The following is a 19,983-nucleotide window of genomic DNA, read 5'->3' as shown; positions in this document are numbered from 1 at the left end:
GCGCGCCGGCCCGGACGGCCGGGGCCCATGGTCGCGGGCTCGGCTCGACCCCGGTGGCAGTCGGCACCGGCGAGCCCGGGCCCGGTCGGTACCGGGCCCGGCCGGGCCATGCCGCGCGGGTCCTAGCTGAAGGAGTCGCCGCAGGCGCAGGAGCCCGTCGCGTTCGGGTTGTCGATCGTGAAGCCCTGCTTCTCGATGGTGTCGACGAAGTCGATCGAGGCGCCGCCCAGGTACGGGGCGCTCATGCGGTCGGTGACGACCTTGACGCCGCCGAAGTCCTTCACGACGTCGCCGTCGAGGGAGCGCTCGTCGAAGAAGAGCTGGTACCGCAGGCCGGAGCAGCCGCCGGGCTGAACGGCGACGCGCAGCGCCAGGTCCTCGCGGCCTTCCTGGTCGAGCAGGGCCTTGACCTTGGCCGCGGCGGCGTCGGACAGGATGATGCCGTCGCTCACGGTGGTGGTCTCGTCCGATACGGACATCTGCTTCTCTCCCGGGTTGTACGGAGACTGCTTGCCGACGGTTGCAACCGGCGGGGCCGCGGATTCATTCCGGGCCGTGTGCGTGTCTTTGCCTTCTTCGTTCATGCTCGCACACCCGCCTCCACACCGGCCACGGCCTGTGGACAACCCCACGGCCGCCCGGCCGCCATCCGCCGGAGCGGCGACCGGGATTCACGTCACATGGACGCTATGGACATCGTCAACGTGACGTGAAGCGGTTATGATAGATAACGTCAATTAGACGAAAAGGCATCGTTCCGCCGGGCTCGCCCCGCAAGGGGGCCCGGCGAGCCGCGGAACAGAAAGGGTGCGTGTCGTGACCACCGCCCAGACCCAGGATCTCGACGTACAGCCGACGCCCCTCGCCCTGCTGCTCCTCGGCCGCGAGGCCGACCCGAGGAGCGAGCGTGGCGTCGAGTGCCCCGGCGACCTGCCCTCGCCGTCCGACCCGGACCTGGTCGAGCGCGCCCGCGCGGCGAAGGAGAAGCTCGGCGACAAGGTCTTCGTGCTCGGCCACCACTACCAGCGCGACGAGGTCATCCAGTTCGCGGACGTGACCGGTGACTCCTTCAAGCTGGCCCGGGACGCGGCGGCCCGCCCGGAGGCCGAGTACATCGTGTTCTGCGGTGTGCACTTCATGGCGGAGTCCGCGGACATCCTCACCGGCGACGACCAGAAGGTCGTCCTGCCGGACCTCGCCGCGGGCTGCTCGATGGCGGACATGGCCACCGCCGAGCAGGTCGCCGAGTGCTGGGACGTGCTGACCGAGGCCGGCATAGCCGAGCAGGTCGTGCCCGTGTCGTACATGAACTCGTCCGCGGACATCAAGGCGTTCACGGGCAAGCACGGCGGCACGATCTGCACGTCCTCGAACGCCGAGCGGGCCCTGGAGTGGGCCTTCGAGCAGGGTTCGAAGGTGCTCTTCCTGCCCGACCAGCACCTCGGCCGCAACACCGCCGTCCGCGACATGGGGATGTCGCTGGAGGACTGCGTGCTCTACAACCCGCACAAGCCGAACGGCGGGCTCACCACCGAGCAGCTCCGTGACGCCAAGATGATCCTGTGGCGCGGCCACTGCTCGGTGCACGGCCGGTTCAGCCTGGACTCGGTGAACGACGTCCGCGAGCGCATCCCCGGTGTCAACGTCCTGGTGCACCCCGAGTGCCGGCACGAGGTCGTCGCCGCGGCCGACTACGTCGGTTCCACGGAGTACATCATCAAGGCCCTGGAGGCGGCCCCGGCCGGCTCGAAGTGGGCGATCGGCACCGAGCTGAACCTCGTGCGGCGGCTCGCGAAGCGCTTCGCGCCCGAGGGCAAGGAGATCGTCTTCCTCGACAAGACGGTCTGCTTCTGCTCGACCATGAACCGCATCGACCTGCCGCACCTGGTGTGGACGCTGGAATCCCTCGCCGAGGGCAACCTCGTCAACCGGATCGAGGTCGACAAGGAGACCGAGGCGTTCGCCAAGCTGGCGCTGGAGCGGATGCTGGCGCTGCCGTAGTCCGTACGTCGTGCGCGGGCCGTCGCACCGCACCGAGCGGCGGCACCTGGTCGGCTACGAGCAGTACGAGGGCCCCCGTCCCGGCGCGTGAACGCCGGGACGGGGGCCCTCGTGCTGAGCCGGGTCAGACTCCGGCGGGCTCCGGGGACTTGTCCCGGTCCTCGTCACCGGCCGTGTCCGTACCGGACTTGGCCGCCCGCTTCGCCGCCTTCTTCTTCGCGCGGCGCTCCTTGCGGAGTTCGACCATCGCGTAGAGCGTCGGCACGAGCAGCAGGGTCAGCAGGGTCGAGGTGACGAGGCCGCCGATCACGACCACCGCGAGCGGCTGCGCGATGAAGCCGCCCTCGCCGGTCACGCCCAGCGCCATCGGCAGCAGCGCGAAGATCGTCGCCAGTGCCGTCATCAGGATCGGGCGGAGCCGGTGCCGGCCGCCCTCGACCACGGCCTCGACGACGCCGTACCCCTGTCCGCGGTACTGGTTGATCAGGTCGATCAGCACGATCGCGTTGGTGACCACGATGCCGATGAGCATCAGCATGCCGATCATCGCCGGGACGCCCATCGGGGTGCCGGTGACGACGAGCAGGCCGATCGCGCCGGTCGCCGCGAACGGGATCGACACCAGCAGGATCAGCGGCTGGACGAGCGAGCGGAACGTCGCCACCAGCAGCATGAAGACGATCGCGATCGCGGCCAGCATCGCGAGGCCCAGCTTTCCGAACGCGTCGTCCTGGTCCGCGGAGACACCGCCGATCGACGCCGTGGCGCCCGCGGGCAGCTTCAGCTTGTCGAGCCTCGCCGTGAGGTCCGCGCTGACCGCGCCCGTGTTGTCGCCGGTCGGCTTTGCGGTGATGGTCGCGGCGCGCTGGCCGTCGATCCGGGTCATCGAGACCGGCCCGTCGACCAGCTTCACGGTCGCGATGTCGCCGAGCTTCACCGCGCCGAGCCGCAGCCCGCGCAACTCGGCGAGCGTGGTGGCCGGTTCGGCGGAGCGGATGACGATGTCCCGCTCGGTGTCGTCCAGGATCGCCTTGCCGCTGGTCGTGCCGCGGACCGCCTCACCGACGGCCGCGCCGAGCGTGGCCTCGCTGTAACCGGCCGCCGCCGCCTTGGAGTTGGCCTTGACCGAGATGCGCGGCACGCTCTGCGCGAGGTCACTGGTGACGTCGGTGACGTCGTCCAGCTTGGCGACCTCGTCGCGGACTTGGCCGGCCGCCTCGCGCAGCACCTTGCCGTCGGCCGCCTTGACGACGACGCTGAGGTCCTGGCTGCCGAAGCCGTCACCGGCGGACACCGTGGTGGTGCCGATGCCGGAGAGCTTGCCGAGCCCCTTCTCGATGCTGTCCTGGACGTCGTCGTACGCGGCCGCGTCGTCCAGCATGACCTGGTAGGACGCCTGGTTGGTGTCCGTGCCGCCGCCGAAGGCCGCCATGAAGCCGGAGGAGCCGATGGTGACCTGGTAGTCCTTGACGCCCTTGATGCCGCCGAGCAGCTTCTCGACCTTCCTCGCCTGCGCGTCGGTCGCTGCCAGACTGGTGCCGGGCTTCAACTCCTGCTTGACGGTGAGGACTTCCTGGTCGCCCTGGTCGAAGAAGTTCGTCTTCAGCAGGGGCGCCATGCCGAACGTGCCGATCAGGACGGCGGCCGCGATCAGCACGCTGGTGAGCCGGCGGCGCGTCGCGAAGCGCAGGACGGGGACGTAGAAGCGCTGGAGACGGCTGCGCTCCTCCTTCTCCTCGGCCTTCAGGCGAGCCTGTTCGGCGTCCGCGGGCGTGCCCTTGGGCGCGCGCAGGAACCAGTAGGACAGCACCGGGACGACGGTCAGCGAGACGAGCAGGGAGGCGAGGAGCGCCGCCGTGACCGTCAGGCTGAAGGAGCCGAACAGTTCGCCGACCATGCCGCCGGTCAGACCGATCGGCAGGAACACGGCGACCGTGGTGAGGGTCGAGGAGGTGACCGCACCGGCCACCTCGCGGACCGCGGCGAGGATCGCCGCCTCGCGCTCCTCCCCGTAGGACAGGTGCCGCTTGATGTTCTCCAGGACGACGATCGAGTCGTCCACGACGCGGCCGATCGCGATGGTGAGCGCGCCCAGCGTCAGCATGTTGAGCGAGAGGTCGCGGGTCCACAGGACGATCAGGGCCAGCACCACGGAGAGCGGGATGGACACCGCGGTGACCAGCGTCGAGCGGACCGACGCGAGGAACAGCAGGATGACCAGGACCGCGAAGAGGAGGCCGAGGGCGCCCTCGGTGGTCAGTCCGTGGATGGACTTCGAGACCGCCGGGCCCTGGTCGCTGACCACGGTGATCGTCGCGCCGGCGCCGAGGTCCTCGCGCAGGCCGGGGAGCTTGTCCTTGACGGCGTCGGAGATGGCGACCGCGCTGCCGTCGTGGTCCATGGTGACGCTCACCGACAGGCTCGGGCGGCCGTCGGTGCGCGTGATGGAGTCGGCCGGCGCCTGCTCCTGCCGCACGGCCGCGACGCTGCCGAGGCGCACCGGCTTCCCGCCCGGAGCGCCGGAGACCATCAGGTCCCGGATCTGCCGGAGCGAGGTGAAGCCGCCGCCGACCTGGACGGTGCGGTTGCCGCCGTCCTCGTCGAAGGAGCCGGCCGGGACGGTCGCGCCGCCGGCCTGGAGCGCCTGGCCGAGGGCGGCGGGGGTGAGCTTGGCCTTCGCCATCTCGCGGTCGTCGGGGGTGACGGTGACCTGGAGGTCGCGCACGCCGGCGACGGTGACCCGGCCGACGCCGTCGATGCCCTCCAGGGACGGTACGAGGGTGCGGTCGAGGCGGTCGGCCAGGGCCTGCTGGTCCTTGGGTGAGGTGACGGCGAGGACGACGGTCGGCATGTCGTCGGTCGAGCCGGCGATGACCTGCGGGTCCACGCTGTCCGGGAGCTGGGCGCGGGCCCGGTTCACGGCCTGCTGGACGTCGGCGACGAGCTGCTTGGTGTCGTTGCCGTAGTCGAAGGACGCCATGATCACGGCGTTGCCCTCGGCTGCGGTGGAGGTGACGCCGGTGATGCCGTCGACGGCTTCGAGGTTGTCCTCGATGGGTTCGACGACCTGCTTCTCGACCACATCCGGAGAGGCACCCTGGTACGGCGCGAGCACGGACACCATGGGCAGTTCGATGGTGGGCAGCAACTGCTGCTTGAGCTGGGGGATCGCTATCGCCCCGAAGGCGAGGGCGATGATCGACATCAGCCCGATGAGGGCCCGCTGCGCGAGGCTGAATCTGGACAGCCAGGACATGGGTGGTGGGTCTCTCTTCTGTGGTTCGAGCGGAAGGCGGGGAGCGTGTGTACCCCACGTCACACCCTGGGCCACGAACGGGCGGCGTTCGGTAGCCCCAGGGTCCATTTCCTTACGCGGAACCTACTCCAGGCGCAGTACGCCCGGGTGAACCTCAGTCCACCCGTGGACGGACCAGGCCCGACTCGTACGCGATGACGACCAGTTGGGCCCGGTCGCGGGCGCCGAGCTTGGCCATGGCCCGGTTGACGTGCGTCTTCACCGTGAGCGGGCTGACTTCGAGGCGTTCGGCGATCTCGTCGTTGGAGTGCCCTCCGGCGACCTGGACGAGGACCTCGCGCTCGCGTCCGGTGAGCGCGGCGAGCCGGGCGGTGCCGGCCGCGCCCGGTCCGTCCTGTGAACTGCCGCCCTGCGCGAGGAACTTGGCGATCAGTCCCTTGGTCGCCGCCGGGGACAGCAGGGCCTCGCCGCCGGCCGCGATCCGGATGGCGTTCAGCAGTTCCTCGGGTTCGGCGCCCTTGCCGAGGAAGCCGGAGGCGCCGGCCCGCAGCGACTGCACCACGTACTCGTCGACCTCGAAGGTCGTCAGCATCACGACCCGGACATGGGCCAGGTCCGGGTCGGCGGTGATCAGCCGGGTGGCGGCGAGACCGTCCGTGCCGGGCATGCGGATGTCCATCAGCACGACGTCGGCCCGCTCGGCGCGGGTCAGTTCGACGGCCGCGGCGCCGTCGGAGGCCTCCCCCACGACCTCCATGTCCGGCTCGGAGTCGACCAGCACACGGAACGCGCTGCGCAGCAGGGCCTGGTCGTCGGCGAGCACGACACGGATCGTCATACGGGGTCCCCCAGGGCAGGTGTGCGGTTCTCGACCGGAAGGATCGCATGGACGCGGAAGCCGCCTCCGTAGCGGGGACCGGCCGTGCAGGTGCCGCCGATCGCGGTGACCCGCTCCCGCATGCCGAGCAGGCCGTGGCCGCCGCCCTCCTGGGGGCCGAGGTCGTGTCCCGGCCCGTTGTCGAGGACGGTCACCTCGACGTTGGCCCCGACGCGTACGACGCTGACCTCGGCCTTCGCCTCCGGGCCCGCGTGTTTGCGCACGTTGGTCAGGGCTTCCTGGATCACCCGGTAGGCGGCGAGGTCGACGGCGGCGGGCAGGGTGGTGCCGTGGTCGGCGCGGGCCACCTCGACGGGCAGGCCCGCGTTGCGGAAGGTGTCGGCGAGTTCGTCGAGCCGGGCCAGGCCGGGGGCGGGTTCGGTGGGGGCCTCGGGGTCGCCGCTCTGGCGCAGCAGGCCCACGGTGGCGCGCAGTTCGTTGAGCGCGGACCGGCTGGCCTCCCGTACGTGGGCGAGGGCCTCCTTGGCCTGGTCGGGCCGCTTGTCCATGACGTGGGAGGCGACGCCGGCCTGCACGTTGACCAGGGCGATGTGGTGGGCGACGACGTCGTGCAGGTCGCGGGCGATCCGCAGCCGCTCCTCGGCGACACGGCGGCGCGCCTCCTCCTCGCGGGTGCGTTCGGCGCGTTCGGCGCGTTCCCGGATGGCGTGCACGAAGGCGCGCCTGCTGCGGACCGCGTCGCCCGCGGCGGCGGCCATGCCCGTCCAGGCGAAGATGCCGAGGTTTTCCTGCGCGTACCAGGGCAGGGGGCCGGCGAGCATGGCGACGGCGGTCAACGCGGTCATGGTGACCAGTCCGACCCGCCAGGCGGTCGGGCGGTCGGTGGTCGAGGCGACGGTGTACAGCGCGACCACGGCGGACATCACCACGGGGGCGCGGGGGTCGCCGGTGACCAGCTCCACGAGGGAGAAGGCGACGGTCGCCGCGAGGACCCGCAGGGGCGCCCGGCGCCGGAAGACGAGCGCCCCGGCGCCGAGCACCATGAGGACGAGGCTGAGGGCGTCGGGGGTGCGGGCGCTCCAGGTGGTGCCGTTGTCGCCGTGCGGATCGACGAAGGAGCCGGCCGCCATACAGGTGAGAACACCGGCGGCAAGCCCCGCGTCCAGGGCAAGCGGATGCCCCCGCAACCAGTCCTTCGCCCGCTCCAGGGTGCTCACCCCGCCAACGGTACGGTGCGCGCCCGATTACGGAGCCGGGCGGTCGACGGAGCCGGGCGGTCGACGGCGCCGGCCGTCCCGCCGGGCATGCCGCCCGCTCGCGGCGGGCCGCTCTGCGCACCTCGCCGGGGTTCCGTCGGGCTTCGCGGCCGGGTGCCGTGCGGTCCGGTGACCGGCTTCGGGCGGGGTGCCCTGCGGAGCCGCACCTCCTGTGCCGTCCGGCTCGCGGGCGGTGGCCGGCCACGGGCCGGGGTGACGTCCGGCGGGGCGGAGTTGGTTCAGCCTGGGATCAGGCCGTCGTCCTGGAGCATGTCCCGGACCTCTTCGAGGGTGGCGTCCGGGGACGGGAGGATGAGTTCCGACGGCTCGAGGGAGTCGTCGGGAAGCGGCGCTCCCGCGGCGCGGACCGCCTCCAGGAGTGCCCCCAGCGTGCGGCGGAAGCCGGGCTCGTCACCGCGCCGCACCTCGGCGAGCAGCTCGTCGTCCAGCTTGTTCAGCTCGGTGAGGCGGGCGTCGTCCAGCCTCACCTGCCCCTCCCCCATGATCCGTACGATCATGTCGCCCTCCTCAGGCGTGGGCCCGGTCGGTCACTGCTTGTCGAAACGGGGTGTGTCCTGGGGCTGCGACGACGGCTGGGCCTGGCCCTGACCGCCCTCGATCGCCTGCTGCGACGCCGAGGTGCCTCCGGCCAGCTCGGCTTTCATGCGCTGAAGCTCCAGCTCCACATCCGTGCCGCCGGAGAGGCGGTCCAGCTCGCTCTGGATGTCGTCCTTGGCGAGTCCGGACTGGTCGTCGAGCGCGCCGGAGGCGAGCAGTTCGTCGATCGCGCCGGCCCGCGCCTGCAGCTGCGCGGTCTTGTCCTCGGCCCGCTGGATGGCCATCCCGACGTCGCCCATCTCCTCGGAGATGCCGGAGAATGCCTCCCCGATCCGGGTCTGCGCCTGGGCCGCCGTGTACGTGGCCTTGATCGTCTCCTTCTTGGTGCGGAAGGCGTCGACCTTGGCCTGGAGGCGCTGGGCCGCGAGGGTGAGCTTCTCCTCCTCGCCCTGGAGCGTCTGGTGCTGGGTCTCCAGGTCGGTGACCTGCTGCTGGAGCGCGGCCCGGCGGGACAGCGCCTCGCGGGCGAGGTCCTCCCGGCCGAGCGCGAGCGCCTTGCGGCCCTGGTCCTCCAGCTTGCTGGACTGGCCCTGGAGCTGGTTGAGCTGAAGCTCCAGGCGCTTGCGGCTGGTCGCCACGTCGGCGACACCGCGGCGCACCTTCTGGAGCAGCTCAAGCTGCTTCTGGTACGAGTAATCGAGGGTTTCGCGCGGGTCCTCGGCCCGGTCAAGGGCTTTGTTCGCCTTCGCGCGGAAGATCATCCCCATACGCTTCATGACACCGCTCATGGGCTTCGCGCGCCCCCTTCTGACGGACTCCAGCTCCAGGTACTACAACAGAACCAACAGTACGGGCCCTGCATCCATTACCGCACTGTTCGGGGACGGATGCGCTCATCCCCAAGGACGACTGCGAGCGGCACCACTCCGGCGTAGGGAGTAGGTGACACCCGGGGTCACCGGGCGTGACACCCTCTCCGACCCCCTACGACATCCCCCCTGTGCCCCTACAGACGCACGGTGTTGCCGGATCGTTCCCCACTCGAACGACGTCCATGCCCGCGAACCCCGTACCCTTGGGTTTTGTGTTCCGAAGCCGTGCGAAGGAAGAGAAGGCCCCCGCCGACAAGGCGCCGGTGACCGACTCCAAAGTGACCCGTGACCCGCAGGCCCCCAAGGGCCGCCCCACGCCGAAGCGCAGTGAGGCCCAGACCCAGCGCCGCAGCGTCGCCCAGACGCCGACGACGCGCAAGGAGGCGGCCAAGCGGCAGCGCGACGAGCGCCGTACCCAGATGGAGCGCCAGCGCCAGGCGCTGGCCAGCGGCGACGAGCGCTATCTGCCCGTGCGCGACAAGGGCCCGGTGCGCCGCTTCGCACGCGACTACGTGGACTCGCGGTTCTGCGTCGCCGAGTTCTTCCTGCCGCTGGCCGTGGTCATCCTCGTCATGAGCATGCTGCGTGTCGGCGCGCTCCAGAACATCGCGCTGCTGCTGTGGCTGGTCGTCATCGTGCTGATCGTGATCGACTCGGTCGTCATCGCGATCCGGCTGCGCAAGCAGCTCGCCCAGCGCTTCCCCGGCCAGCCCACCAAGGGCGCGGTCCGCTACGCGCTGATGCGCACCCTCCAGATGCGTCGACTCCGGCTGCCGAAGCCGCAGGTCAAGCGCGGAGAGCGGCCCTGAGCACGACATCTTTCTCCGGGGGCGCGGCGGATGCCTGGCTGAGCAAGCTGGGCGGGCTGCGTGATGTCGTACGGCAGGAGCTGGTGGCCCGGCAGCTCGACGAGCAGATAGTGGGCCGCTACCCGGTGGGGCAGCGGCTGCGCGTCCTCGACGTGGGCATGGGCCAGGGCACCCAGGCGCTGCGGCTGGCCCGCGCGGGCCACCAGGTGACCGGGCTCGAACAGGACGCGACGATGCTGTCCGTCGCCCGGGAGGCGCTGGCCGCCGAGCCCGAGGGCATCCGGGGCCGGGTCCGCTTCGTCGAGGGCGACGGGCGCGAGACCGGGGTGCACTTCCTGCCGGGCAGTTTCGACGTGGTGCTGTGCCACGGCGTCCTGATGTACATCGAGGAGCCGGACGCGCTCCTCGCGGGCCTCGCCCGGATGCTGGCCCCCGGCGGGCTGCTCTCGCTGCTGGTGCGCAACGCGGACGCGCTGGCCATGCGGCCCGGTCTGCAGAGCGACTGGGCGGCGACGCTGGCCGCGTTCGACACCACCGCGTACACCAACCGGCTCGGGCTCGACGTCCGCGCCGACCGGCTCTCCGCGCTGACCGCCGCGCTCGCCGGGATCGGGGCGCCGCTGCACGCCTGGTACGGGGTGCGGGTCTTCACGGACACGGCACCCGACGGGGCCGCCGTTCCCGAGGACGTCCAGACCCTGCTGGCCGCCGAGGAACGGGCCGGGCGCACCGACCCGTACCGGCAGGTCGCGGCGCTGCTGCACCTGTGCGGCGTACGGGGCTGACCGGCGGGCGGGCTTGACGCGCGTACGAGGCTGATCTGCGGGCGGGCTTGACGGGCGTACGGGCTGACCGGCGGGCGGTACCGGGGCGGTGCGCCTCGCCGGCCGCCGGGCGGTGAACCCGCGCCAACGCCGGGTACGGTCGCCGAAGCCGGTGAGCGCGGGACCGGCGCGGACGGTCGACCCGTTCGGGTGAGCACCGGAGGCACCGGCACCCCCGGGAAAGCGACACTTCGGACATGGCTGTCTCCCGTGCCCTCGCCCGCGCCCGCGTTCATCCCCCGCGCGTTCATCCCCAGCGCGTTCGCCCCCGCCTCCTCCGCGCGTCGCTCGCCCTGCTGGCCGGCGCGGCCGTGCTGGTGTCCGGCTGCTCGGCGGGCGGCACCTCCTCGGGCTCGGGCCCCGGCCGCGCGAAGGACACGACGACCACGCAGGCGGCGGCGCCCGCGGCGGCCGACGACCTCCAGAACGACTATCTGAAGGTGATCAAGAACGTCCTGCCGTCGGTCGTACAGATCCAGGCGGGCGACGCGCTCGGCTCCGGGGTCGTGTACGACGACTCGGGGCGGATCGTCACCAACGCGCATGTGGTCGGCGACGAGAAGAAGTTCAAGGTCACGACGGCCGGCGACGAGGGCGAGCTGTCGGCGAGCCTGGTCTACGCGTACCCGGAGCAGGACCTCGCGGTGATCAAGCTGGACAAGCCGCCGCAGGGGATGAGGGCGGCGGTCTTCGGGGATTCCTCGAAGGTGGAGGTCGGGCACATCGTGCTCGCGATGGGCTCCCCGCTCGGTCTGTCCTCCAGCGTGACCCAGGGCATCGTGTCGGCGACCGGACGCACCGTCAGCGAGGGCGGCTCCGGCGGCGGTACGGGCGCCACGATCGCCAACATGGTGCAGACCTCGGCGGCGATCAACCCGGGCAACAGCGGGGGCGCGCTGGTGAACCTCGACGGCCAGGTCATCGGCATCCCGACCCTCGCCGCCACCGACCCCGAACTCGGCAACAGCGCGGCGCCCGGCATCGGTTTCGCGATCCCCGCGTCCATGGTGAAGACGGTCGCGGACCAGATCGTCAAGAACGGGCGGGTCACCGACTCGGGCCGGGCGGCGCTCGGCATCACCGGGCGGACGGTGGTGGACGCGCGGTCGCAGCCCGCCGGTGTCGCCGTGGCGCAGGTGAAGAGCGGCGGCGCGGCCGACCGGGCGGGCATCGAGCCCGGGGACGTCATCGTGGGGCTCGACGGCACGGCGATCACCAGCATCACGTCGCTCTCCGAGGCGCTGGCCGCGGACAAGCCGGGCGACAAGGCCAAGGTGACGTACACCCGCGACGGGAATCGCAGGACGGCCGAGGTGACGCTGGGCGAGATCTAGGACGGGCGCCGGCGGACGATCCCCCCGTCCCGGCTCCACGGGTGCGGGGCTGCCGGGGCCGGGGCCGCGCCCAGGCGACCCCGGCAGCCCCGACGGGCTACTCCGGTTCGGCGTGCAGGCTCATCGGACCGTAGATCCCCGTGCTGTCCTCGAACAGGAACACCTGGTCCGCGCCGCCCGCCAGCAGGTCCTTCCACACCTCGCCGATCCACGACTCGGCGTCGCCCTGCGTGGTGAACTCCTCGGGCTGCACCGCGGGTTGGACCTCTGTCCCGTCGGACTTCTCGAACCGCCACGTCCATGCCGCCATGTACGCCTCCAGGGTGTGAGCACACTGCACAGCGCGAGCCGGACAAGATCCGGCTCCCGTCAGAAGCCTAGCCGGACGCGCAAGACCTGCGGGGACACGGGAAAATCGTCGGTGTGGAACTGACTCTGCTCGGCACCGGTGCCCCGGCGGGCCTGCCCCGCCCCGACTGTCCCTGCGCGGCCTGCGCGGCCTCGCTCGGCGAGGGGGCGCGGGCGGCGACCGCGCTGCTCGTCGACGGCACGCTGCTGCTCGACCTGACCCCCGGCGCCGCCTTCGCCGCGGCGCGCGCCGGACAGTCGCTGGGCGGCGTACGGCAGGTGCTGCTCTCGCATCCGCACGACGGGCCCGCCGTGGAGGTGCCGGCCGGTCTGCCGCAGCCCGGCCGGGTGCCGGACGGGCGGGAGTTGGCGCTGCTGACCGGGCACCGGGTGCGGGCGGTGCCGATGGACGCGCCGGGCACCGGCTACGCGGTGACCGGCCCCGCCGGGCTGCGGCTGCTGTATCTCCCGCCGGGCGGGGCGCCCGCGGGGCTGGAGGAGAACGGCGACTCGTACGACATGGTGCTCGCGGACGTGGTGGGGCGGCCGGACGCGCTGGCGAAGCTGCGGGCGGTCGGCGCCGTCGGCCCGACGACGGACGTGATCGCGGTGCACCTCGACCACGACGTGCCGCCGGGACCCGAACTGCGGCGGCGGCTCGCGGCGGCGGGCGCCCGGGCGGTGCCCGACGGGACGACGCTGGACATCGGCGTCTACGAGGACGTACCGGACGTGCCGCGCAGGACGCTCGTGCTCGGCGGCGCGCGGTCGGGCAAGTCGGTGGAGGCGGAACGGCGGCTGGAGGCCTTCCCGGACGTCCTGTACGTCGCCACGGGCGGCACCCGCGACGGGGACTTCGAGTGGGCCGCGCGGGTCGGCGCCCACCGTGAGCGGCGGCCCGGTTCCTGGCGGACCGTCGAGACCTGCGACCTGGTCCCGCTCCTCGCGGAGGACGGCCCGCCGCTGCTGGTGGACTGCCTCTCGCTGTGGCTGACGGACGCCATGGACAAGGTGAACGCGTGGGACGACGCCGAGTGGGCCGGCGGCGGCGAACGCGCCCTGCGCGCCCGTACCGGGGAACTGGTCGCCGCGGTCCGCGCCACCCGCCGTACGGTCGTCGCCGTCTCGAACGAGGTCGGCTCGGGCATCGTCCCGGCCACCGCCTCCGGACGCCGCTACCGCGACGAACTCGGCCGTCTGAACGCGCGGTTCGCCGACGAGTGCGAACACGTGCTGCTGCTGGTGGCGGGGCAGGCGCTGCGGCTGCGGGGTTGAGGGGGCAGCGCAAGGCGCCGGTGCAGGGGGCCGGTGCAGGGGGCCGGTTCAAGGCACCGGTGCAGGGGGCCGGTGCAGGGGGCGGCGAGTTCAACGCTCGGGTCCACGACTCCCGCTCACGGCTCCGGTTCACGGCTCCCGCTCAGGGCTCCCGCTCAGGGTTCCCGGCGGGCGATGACGCGGTAGGCGTTCGAGAAGCGGCTGCGGCGCACCAGCGGGGCCATCAGGTGGTCCAGCGCGGCGGCGGAGGCGAGGAGCGGGGCGGACGCCCGGGTCAGGCCGGTCCGCAGGCCGCGCCGGAGGGGGGTGGGGGGCGCGGGGCGCCAGGGGGCGTCGAGGCCGGGGAGGGCGCGGCCGAGGGCCAGGGCGACGGCGCCCGAGAGGTCGTAGGGGACGTGCGGCGCGCGGCGGTCCGTCACGACGATCGCGCAGCCGAGGGACTCCAGTTCGCCGAGCAGGTTCGGCAGCGGCAGCAGATGGAGGTGGCGCGGCTGCCCGTAGGCCACCCACCACTTGCCGAGCAGCAGGCCGAACGCGCTGTCCGGGTCGGGGAGTTCGACCAGCAGGTGGCCGCCGGGGCGCAGCACCTCCAGGGCGGCGCGCAGTTCCTCGCGCGGGTCGGGGGTGTGCTCCAGATGGTGGAACATGCTCACGACGTCGTAGCGGCCGCGCAGCCGCTCGGCGATCCGCGGGTCGGTGAGCCGGCCGACATGGGCCTCCTCCACGCGTCCGGCGGCCCGCGCCCGCTCGACGCGGCGTGTCGTGTCGAGCCCGTCGAAGGCGGTGTACGGGTGGATCTCGCGGGCCGTCTCCGGGAAGTGCCCGAGCCCGGTGCCGACGTCGAGCCAGCTCTCCGGTTCGGGGAAGGGCAGCAGGGCGCGGGCGGCGGCGCGGTGGCGGCGGGTGCCGCCGCGCGCGGCGAGCAGCCGGTCGGCGAGCCCCTCGTGGGCCTCCTCCTTGCCGTCCCGCCGGTAGAAGGCCTGTCCCTCGGCGGTGAGCCGGGGGTTCTGGAAGACGTGCGCGCAGTCCCCGCACTCGTCCACGACGAACGTCCCCGGTTTGCGCTGGAGCAGGTCGGGCGTCCGCAGCCGGGTGCGCAGGCGCCGCGAGCCGCACCAGGGGCAGTCGGCGCGCCGCGGTTCGTGGAACCGGCCGGTGCCCTGGGCGAGTTCGGCCGCGTAGGCGGCCCGGCGTTCGGCGGTCGGCAGCGGGGTGGGGGGCATGGGCGCTCCTGTCGGGGACGAGCCGTACGACAATCCGACACAAACGGTACGTATGCGGGCGCGATCCAGGGCGCAACGACGTGGCGCGGACGTGTTCGATCGGGGCCGGTACTGTTCGGCGAATGAGCTCGCTTAATCTCGACGACTTCACCGATCTGATCGAGCGCCCCGACGGCGGCGTACGACGTGACGCCGAGGCGCGCAGGGAGCGCCAGTCCGTTCCGCCCGGGGCCCTGGGCCGCCTGGACGACCTGGGCGAATGGCTGGCGGCGGCGCAGTCGGCGGTGCCGGTGCGGCCGATCGAGCACCCGCGGGTCCTGCTGTTCGCGGGCGACCACGGGATCGCCGCCCTGGGCGTGTCGGCGCGGCCGGCGGGCAGCGCCGCCCGGCTGGTCCGGTCGGTCCTGGAGGGCGCGAGCCCCGCGGCGGTGCTGGCCCGCCGGCTCGGTGTGCCGGTGCGGGTGATCGACATGGCGCTGGAGGCCGACCCCGAGGGGCTGCCCGACGAGGTGGTGCGGCACCGGGTCCGGCGCGGTTCGGGGCGGATCGACGTCGAGGACGCGATGACCCTGGAGGAGGCCGAGGCGGCGTTCCGTACCGGGGTGGCCCTCGCGGACGAGGAGGCGGACTCGGGTACGGATCTGGTGGTGCTCGGTGACATCAGTGTCGGCGGGACCACGGCGGCGGCCGTGCTGGTCGCGGCGCTGTGCGGCACGGACGCGTCGGTGGTGACCGGGCGGGGCGGCGAGGCGATCGACGACCTGACCTGGATGCGCAAGTGCGCCGCCGTGCGGGACGCGCTGCGGCGGGCCCGGCCGGTGCTCGGCGACCAGTTGCAGTTGCTGGCGACCGTCGGCGGCGCCGATCTCGCGGCGATGACCGGGTTCCTGCTGCAGAGCGCGGCCCGGAAGATGCCGGTCATCCTCGACGGTGTCGTGTCGGCGGCGTGCGCGCTGGTCGGCCAGCGGGTCGCGTTCCGCGCCCCCGACTGGTGGCTGGCCGGACAGAGCAGCGGGGAGCCGGCGCAGGCGAAGGCGCTGGACCGGATGGCCCTCGAACCGCTCCTCGACCACGGGGTGACGGTGGGCGAGGGCGCGGGCGCGCTGCTGGCGCTGCCGCTGGTCCAGGCGGCGGCCGGCCTCGCGGCGGACCTCCCGGAGACCCCCTCCCCCGAAGCGACCACGCCCCCCGACTCCAAGCCGGACCCGGATCTGGACCCCGAGCAGATCTCCGAGCCCGGCGCCGACACCTGAGCGCGTCCCGGACGGCTTCCTGACCGGCCCCTGCCGCCCGCCCGGCCGCGAGGGGCCGGTCGCGGTGCCCACGACCGCCCGTCCGCGCCGGCCCGTCGCCGGCCCGTCCACCCGGGCCGGCGGGCGCCCCCGCCGGGCCCGACCCGGCGCTCCCCGCCGCGCCGCGCGGCGACGGCCGGCCGTGTCCGGAGCGGCGCGGTCCCGTTCGGCACGGGCGTCCGGGGTGCATCGTGGGTCCCGCCCCTCCCCCGTCACGGCCGTCGCGACCCATATCATCGGCGTTTATGGGAGATGCCCGAATTGCCGCTGATGAGGAACGGGCGTCGGCCCGCCGGAGCGACGGGGACCGGCGGTCCACGCCCGCCTCACGGCGGGCCGCGTCCTTCGCCGTCTGGTATCTGCGCGCGGTCACGTTCATCAACTTTCTGAGCGCCGCGTGGGTCTCGCTCGGCCAGGACGTACGACGGCACAACACGGAGAACTACTTCACGCCGTACCTGCTGACCGCGGGCTTCGCGTCCGGGGTGTTCACCATGTTCCTGGCCATCACGATGCGGCGGCGCAAACGGGCCGCCTGGATCCTCAACTCCGTGCTCAGCGGCCCGTTCCTGCTGCTCTTCGCGGTGGCGATGGCGTTCCCCGAGATCCGCCAGTACGCGCAGAACTGGGTCTCGCTCGCGCTGACCGCGGGCTTCGTGGCCGCCCTCGCCGTCGGCCGGCGGGAGTTCTACGCCAAGGGCGACCGGTCGAACCCGAAGCTGGCCGCGGCGGTCGCGGTCGGCGGGCTGCTGGTCGCCTCGCTGTGCGCCGCGCTGCTGGTGACGGTCACCAACACCGCGGCGGACGCGCACCGTTCGACGTTCCTGGAGCGCTGGCGCTACGGCACCCTGCGGCTCGTGTCGGTCGCCGCCGACGAGTCGCACTACCCCGGGATCGCTACGCCGAACTGGGTCAACGTCACCGTCAACGTGCTCAGCACCCTGCTGGTCCTCGCCGTGCTCTACGCCGCGTTCCGCTCCCGGCGCGCCGTCGACCCGTTCACCGAGGAGGACGAGAAACGGCTGCGGGCGCTGCTCGAACGCCACGGCGACCGGGACTCGCTGGGCTACTTCGCGCTGCGCCGGGAGAAGAGCGTGGTGTGGTCCCCGACCGGCAAGGCGGCGGTCGCGTACCGCGTGGTGGGCGGGGTCTCGCTGGCCGCCGGCGACCCGCTCGGCGACCCCGAGGCCTGGCCCGGCGCGATCGAGCCCTGGCTCGCCGAGGCGCGCGAGCACGGCTGGATCCCGGCGGTGATGGGCGCGAGCGAGGAGGCCGGCACGATCTACGCCCGGCACGGCCTCGACGCGCTGGAACTGGGCGACGAAGCCCTCGTCGAGACCGCCGAGTTCACCCTCGAAGGGCGGGCCATGCGCACCGTCCGGCAGGCCTACAACCGGGTCAGGCGGGCGGGGTACCGGGTGCGGATCCGGCGGCACGAGGAGATCCCGGCCGACGAGATGGCGTATCTGCTGCGCCGTGCGGACGACTGGCGCGACGGGGCCACCGAGCGCGGGTTCAGCATGGCGCTCGGCCGGCTCGGCGACCCGGACGACGGGCGCTGCGTGATGCTCGAATGCACGGACGCCGAGGGCGAGTTGAGGGCGATCCTGTCGTTCGTGCCGTGGGGGCCGCGCGGCCTGTCGCTGGATCTGATGCGGCGTGACCGGGACGCGGACAACGGGCTGATGGAGTTCATGGTGATCGAACTCCTGCGGCGCGCCGAGGAGATCAAGATCACTCAGGTCTCACTGAACTTCGCCATGTTCCGTTCGGTCTTCGAACGTGGCGCGCGCCTCGGCGCGGGACCGGTGCTGCGGCTGTGGCGCTCGCTGCTCAGCTTCTTCTCCCGCTGGTGGCAGATCGAGTCGCTGTACCGGGCCAACGCCAAGTACCGGCCCATCTGGGAGCCGCGGTTCCTGCTCTTCGAGAAGAGCGCGGACCTGCTGCGCATCGGTGTCGCGTCCGCGCGCGCCGAAGGGTTCCTGGAGGCGCCGGGCCTGCCGAAGTGGCTGCACCGCAAGCATTTGGAGTCGCACAGATGAGACCGACGGGGACCGGCGCGGGGCGAGCCGCCGGATCGCGCGGATGAGCCGGATCGCCGGCTGGGCCCGCGCCGAGTGGGGCCCGCTGTACCGCGCCGTGCGCCGGGGTCTGGCGCGGCGGCGGTGGCGGGCGGTGCCGGTGACGCTCGGCGCGGTGTGCCTGACGGCGGTCCTGCAGTTCGTCCAGAACCAATCGTGGGGTTTCCAGGCCGTGCAGGACCTCGGCTCGGTGCGGGCGGAGGAGCCGCTGTGGCTCGCCCTGCTGCGCACCCCGCTCTCCCTGTTCGTACCGGCCCTGGACCTGCCGGTGTGGGGCGCGCTCGCGCAGATCCTGCTCGTCTTCGGCATCGCCGAGATCTGTCTCGGCTGGTGGCGCACCCTCGTCATCGCCTACGTCGCCACGCTGGCCGGGACCCTCTACGCGCGGGCCGGCATCGCGCTCGGCCCGCACCATCCGCTGGGGCTGCCCGGGACGGACGCGCAGATCGTGGACACCGGTCCGTCGGCGGCGGTGGTCGGGCTCGCGGTGTTCCTCGGCTGGCGCTACCGGGCGTATGTGACGGCGGGCCTGGTCATCGCGGCGATGGTGGTCGAGGTGCTGTGCAAGGACAACCTGGCCGGCAAGGAGCATCTGGCGGCCATCGTGGCGGTGCTGGTGATGTGCGGTGTCTCCGCGGCGCGTCACCGCCGCTCGGGCAGGGCGCGGGCGGGTTCGGGGTCGGGTTTGCCGCCGATCCAGTCCTGAACCCTGCGGCTGGGGGCCGCCCAGCGGCGGTCGTGCCGGTAGGCGCGCAGCCGGGATCTGGCCCGGGCGCGCGGCCGGCTCCGGTAGAAGCGTCTGGCCCAGGGCGAACCGGGTTTGGCCAGCCGGATCATGCCGATGAGCGCGACGAACGGCACGATGACGCCGAAGATCGCCATGCGCGCCTTGCCCTTGCTGAGGGCGAGCAGGGCGAAGCCGAAGTTCAGCACGACGGTCACGATCGCGCTCGTGCGGTCCTGGAGTTCCTGGTCGTTGACGTCGTTGACACCGAACGGCGAGAAGCCGCCGAGGACCAGCCCGACGAGGGCCGCGGTGACGACCACCACCTCGACGCTCTTGCGTCCCTCCTCGGTCCAGTAGACGTCGTCGAGGTGCAGGATCAGCGCGAACTCGTCGAGCACGAGGCCGGTGCCGATGCCGAACACGACGGCGAACGCGGACGCCCCGAACCCGTAGCGGCCGCTGCTCACCGCGCCGAAACCGCCGATCACCGTGAGCACGATGCCGGGGACCACGTGGTGGATGTGCAGGTCGCCCGCCTTGACGTTGCCGAAGGGGCCCTTGCCGGCCCGGATCATCCGCACGATGACGCGGGTCACGACGAAGGTCACGACGAACGAGGCCAGCGCCAGCAGCAGGGGGAGCTTGCCGGGTTCGACGATGTTCCGGTACAGCCAATGACCCATATGCGAACTTTATCCACGGGTGTCGTCTCCGCGTCCACCGGCGCCGTATCGGCCCTCCGGGCGTCCGGATAGCCTGCGCCGGTGTCCAGGACCGCTTCCTCCCCCTCCCTCGCCGACGGCCTCCGCTTCGCCTTCGGCACCCTCACCGTGCTCCCCGTGACCGTGACCCGCTGGGACCGGGACGCGGCGCGCGCCGGCATGCTGTGCGCTCCGTGGGCCGGTCTCGTGGTCGGCGCGGGCGCGGCGTCGGCCGGGGTGGCGCTGCTGGCCATGGGGGCGGGGCCGCTGCTCGCGGCGGTCGCGACGGCGGCGGTTCCGGCGGCGCTGACCCGGGGACTGCATCTGGACGGCCTCGCGGACACGGCGGACGGGCTGGGCAGCGGCAAGCCCGCCGAGGACGCGCTGCGGATCATGAAGCAGTCGGACATCGGGCCGTTCGGGGTGATCACCCTGCTGTTCGTGCTGCTGGCCCAGGTGGCCGCGCTCGCCGAGGCCTACGGCGCCTCGTGGGGCCGGGGTGCCCTCGCGGCCGTCGTCTCGGCGGTCGCCGCCCGCCTCGCGCTGACGCTCGCCGCCCGCGCCGGGGTGCCGCCGGCCCGTCCCGAG

18 protein-coding genes are annotated in these 19,983 nt (G+C 72.8%); 9 read left to right on the top strand and 9 right to left on the bottom strand.

Annotation, left to right across the window (positions count from 1 at the left end; all coding sequences use genetic code 11):
- Positions 1-122 precede the first annotated feature (122 nt).
- Entirely contained in the window at positions 123-479 is a 357-nt protein-coding gene (locus tag AB0912_RS22520; protein WP_161305473.1) for an iron-sulfur cluster assembly accessory protein, read from the bottom strand.
- Positions 480-816: 337 nt separating this feature from the next.
- On the opposite strand from AB0912_RS22520, the gene nadA reads away from it, so the two are divergent.
- A complete protein-coding gene (gene nadA / locus AB0912_RS22515; RefSeq protein WP_366702452.1) occupies positions 817-2,001 on the top strand; it encodes a quinolinate synthase NadA in 1,185 nt (394 codons plus the stop codon).
- Between the two features lie 124 nt (positions 2,002-2,125).
- Here the strand turns inward: nadA and AB0912_RS22510 are convergent, their stop codons facing one another.
- The 5 genes from AB0912_RS22510 to AB0912_RS22490 form a co-directional block, all read right to left on the bottom strand.
- A complete protein-coding gene (locus AB0912_RS22510) occupies positions 2,126-5,257 on the bottom strand; it encodes an efflux RND transporter permease subunit (RefSeq protein WP_366702450.1) in 3,132 nt (1,043 codons plus the stop codon).
- Positions 5,258-5,411: 154 nt separating this feature from the next.
- Positions 5,412-6,095, bottom strand: coding sequence for a response regulator transcription factor (locus tag AB0912_RS22505; protein ID WP_366702448.1), 684 nt, complete (start codon positions 6,093-6,095; stop codon positions 5,412-5,414).
- Positions 6,092-7,312 (bottom strand): sensor histidine kinase, encoded by a 1,221-nt coding sequence (locus AB0912_RS22500; protein WP_366702445.1) that lies wholly within the window; start codon positions 7,310-7,312, stop codon positions 6,092-6,094. The genes AB0912_RS22505 and AB0912_RS22500 overlap by 4 nt, the downstream gene beginning before the upstream one ends.
- Before the next feature lie 278 nt (positions 7,313-7,590).
- The gene (locus AB0912_RS22495; protein WP_366702444.1) at positions 7,591-7,869 is read right to left on the bottom strand and encodes a hypothetical protein; all 279 of its coding nucleotides are present in this window, start codon (positions 7,867-7,869) and stop codon (positions 7,591-7,593) included.
- A 30-nt stretch (positions 7,870-7,899) separates the two neighbouring features.
- The gene (locus AB0912_RS22490) at positions 7,900-8,697 is read right to left on the bottom strand and encodes a PspA/IM30 family protein (RefSeq protein ID WP_366702442.1); all 798 of its coding nucleotides are present in this window, start codon (positions 8,695-8,697) and stop codon (positions 7,900-7,902) included.
- 266 nt (positions 8,698-8,963) lie between these two features.
- Between AB0912_RS22490 and AB0912_RS22485 the strand changes: the two genes are divergently transcribed.
- The 3 genes from AB0912_RS22485 (at position 8,964) to AB0912_RS22475 (ending at position 11,748) form a co-directional block, all read left to right on the top strand.
- Positions 8,964-9,590, top strand: coding sequence for a DUF3043 domain-containing protein (locus AB0912_RS22485; RefSeq protein ID WP_366702440.1), 627 nt, complete (start codon positions 8,964-8,966; stop codon positions 9,588-9,590).
- An 83-nt stretch (positions 9,591-9,673) separates the two neighbouring features.
- Complete coding sequence (locus tag AB0912_RS22480; protein ID WP_366702438.1) at positions 9,674-10,375, top strand: methyltransferase domain-containing protein; 702 nt, start codon at positions 9,674-9,676, stop codon at positions 10,373-10,375.
- Positions 10,376-10,611: 236 nt separating this feature from the next.
- Complete coding sequence (locus AB0912_RS22475) at positions 10,612-11,748, top strand: trypsin-like peptidase domain-containing protein (RefSeq protein ID WP_366702436.1); 1,137 nt, start codon at positions 10,612-10,614, stop codon at positions 11,746-11,748.
- 97 nt (positions 11,749-11,845) lie between these two features.
- On the opposite strand, the gene AB0912_RS22470 is transcribed toward AB0912_RS22475, so the two are convergent.
- Positions 11,846-12,058, bottom strand: a complete 213-nt coding sequence (locus AB0912_RS22470) for a hypothetical protein (protein WP_366702434.1) — start codon at positions 12,056-12,058, stop codon at positions 11,846-11,848.
- Between the two features lie 113 nt (positions 12,059-12,171).
- Between AB0912_RS22470 and AB0912_RS22465 the strand changes: the two genes are divergently transcribed.
- The gene (locus AB0912_RS22465; RefSeq protein WP_366702432.1) at positions 12,172-13,371 is read left to right on the top strand and encodes a bifunctional adenosylcobinamide kinase/adenosylcobinamide-phosphate guanylyltransferase; all 1,200 of its coding nucleotides are present in this window, start codon (positions 12,172-12,174) and stop codon (positions 13,369-13,371) included.
- A 155-nt stretch (positions 13,372-13,526) separates the two neighbouring features.
- Here the strand turns inward: AB0912_RS22465 and AB0912_RS22460 are convergent, their stop codons facing one another.
- Positions 13,527-14,594: a class I SAM-dependent methyltransferase gene (locus AB0912_RS22460; RefSeq protein WP_366702430.1), complete on the bottom strand. Its 1,068-nt coding sequence runs from the start codon at positions 14,592-14,594 to the stop codon at positions 13,527-13,529.
- Positions 14,595-14,716: 122 nt separating this feature from the next.
- Here AB0912_RS22460 and cobT point away from each other — a divergent pair, with 122 nt between their 5' ends.
- From cobT to AB0912_RS22445, 3 genes are all read left to right on the top strand, one after another.
- Positions 14,717-15,847 (top strand): nicotinate-nucleotide--dimethylbenzimidazole phosphoribosyltransferase, encoded by a 1,131-nt coding sequence (gene cobT / locus AB0912_RS22455; protein WP_366702428.1) that lies wholly within the window; start codon positions 14,717-14,719, stop codon positions 15,845-15,847.
- Between the two features lie 284 nt (positions 15,848-16,131).
- Positions 16,132-17,928, top strand: coding sequence for a phosphatidylglycerol lysyltransferase domain-containing protein (locus AB0912_RS22450; protein WP_366702426.1), 1,797 nt, complete (start codon positions 16,132-16,134; stop codon positions 17,926-17,928).
- Between the two features lie 43 nt (positions 17,929-17,971).
- Positions 17,972-18,673 (top strand): hypothetical protein, encoded by a 702-nt coding sequence (locus tag AB0912_RS22445; protein ID WP_366702424.1) that lies wholly within the window; start codon positions 17,972-17,974, stop codon positions 18,671-18,673.
- Here the strand turns inward: AB0912_RS22445 and AB0912_RS22440 are convergent.
- Positions 18,610-19,377, bottom strand: a complete 768-nt coding sequence (locus AB0912_RS22440; protein WP_366702422.1) for a hypothetical protein — start codon at positions 19,375-19,377, stop codon at positions 18,610-18,612. The genes AB0912_RS22445 and AB0912_RS22440 overlap by 64 nt on opposite strands.
- 81 nt (positions 19,378-19,458) lie before the next feature.
- On the opposite strand from AB0912_RS22440, the gene AB0912_RS22435 reads away from it, so the two are divergent.
- A partial coding sequence (locus AB0912_RS22435) for an adenosylcobinamide-GDP ribazoletransferase (protein WP_366702420.1) occupies positions 19,459-19,983 on the top strand: 525 nt, incomplete at its 3' end.

The sequence above is a fragment of the Streptomyces sp. NPDC007084 genome (assembly GCF_040703595.1).
Taxonomy (GTDB): domain Bacteria; phylum Actinomycetota; class Actinomycetes; order Streptomycetales; family Streptomycetaceae; genus Streptomyces.
This window is presented reverse-complemented; position numbering and strand designations above follow the sequence as displayed.

What these genes read in the sequence shown, in the direction of transcription:
- AB0912_RS22445 (WP_366702424.1), top strand. Translation starts at nt 17,972, where the DNA reads ATGAGCCGGATCGCCGGCTGGGCCCGCGCCGAGTGGGGCCCGCTGTAC.
- AB0912_RS22495 (WP_366702444.1), bottom strand. Translation starts at nt 7,869, where the DNA reads ATGATCGTACGGATCATGGGGGAGGGGCAGGTGAGGCTGGACGACGCC.
- AB0912_RS22460 (WP_366702430.1), bottom strand. Translation starts at nt 14,594, where the DNA reads ATGCCCCCCACCCCGCTGCCGACCGCCGAACGCCGGGCCGCCTACGCG.
- AB0912_RS22450 (WP_366702426.1), top strand. Translation starts at nt 16,132, where the DNA reads ATGGGAGATGCCCGAATTGCCGCTGATGAGGAACGGGCGTCGGCCCGC.
- cobT (WP_366702428.1), top strand. Translation starts at nt 14,717, where the DNA reads ATGAGCTCGCTTAATCTCGACGACTTCACCGATCTGATCGAGCGCCCC.
- AB0912_RS22520 (WP_161305473.1), bottom strand. Translation starts at nt 479, where the DNA reads ATGTCCGTATCGGACGAGACCACCACCGTGAGCGACGGCATCATCCTG.
- AB0912_RS22475 (WP_366702436.1), top strand. Translation starts at nt 10,612, where the DNA reads ATGGCTGTCTCCCGTGCCCTCGCCCGCGCCCGCGTTCATCCCCCGCGC.
- AB0912_RS22490 (WP_366702442.1), bottom strand. Translation starts at nt 8,697, where the DNA reads ATGAGCGGTGTCATGAAGCGTATGGGGATGATCTTCCGCGCGAAGGCG.
- AB0912_RS22510 (WP_366702450.1), bottom strand. Translation starts at nt 5,257, where the DNA reads ATGTCCTGGCTGTCCAGATTCAGCCTCGCGCAGCGGGCCCTCATCGGG.
- AB0912_RS22440 (WP_366702422.1), bottom strand. Translation starts at nt 19,377, where the DNA reads ATGGGTCATTGGCTGTACCGGAACATCGTCGAACCCGGCAAGCTCCCC.
- AB0912_RS22485 (WP_366702440.1), top strand. Translation starts at nt 8,964, where the DNA reads ATGCCCGCGAACCCCGTACCCTTGGGTTTTGTGTTCCGAAGCCGTGCG.
- AB0912_RS22505 (WP_366702448.1), bottom strand. Translation starts at nt 6,095, where the DNA reads ATGACGATCCGTGTCGTGCTCGCCGACGACCAGGCCCTGCTGCGCAGC.
- AB0912_RS22470 (WP_366702434.1), bottom strand. Translation starts at nt 12,058, where the DNA reads ATGGCGGCATGGACGTGGCGGTTCGAGAAGTCCGACGGGACAGAGGTC.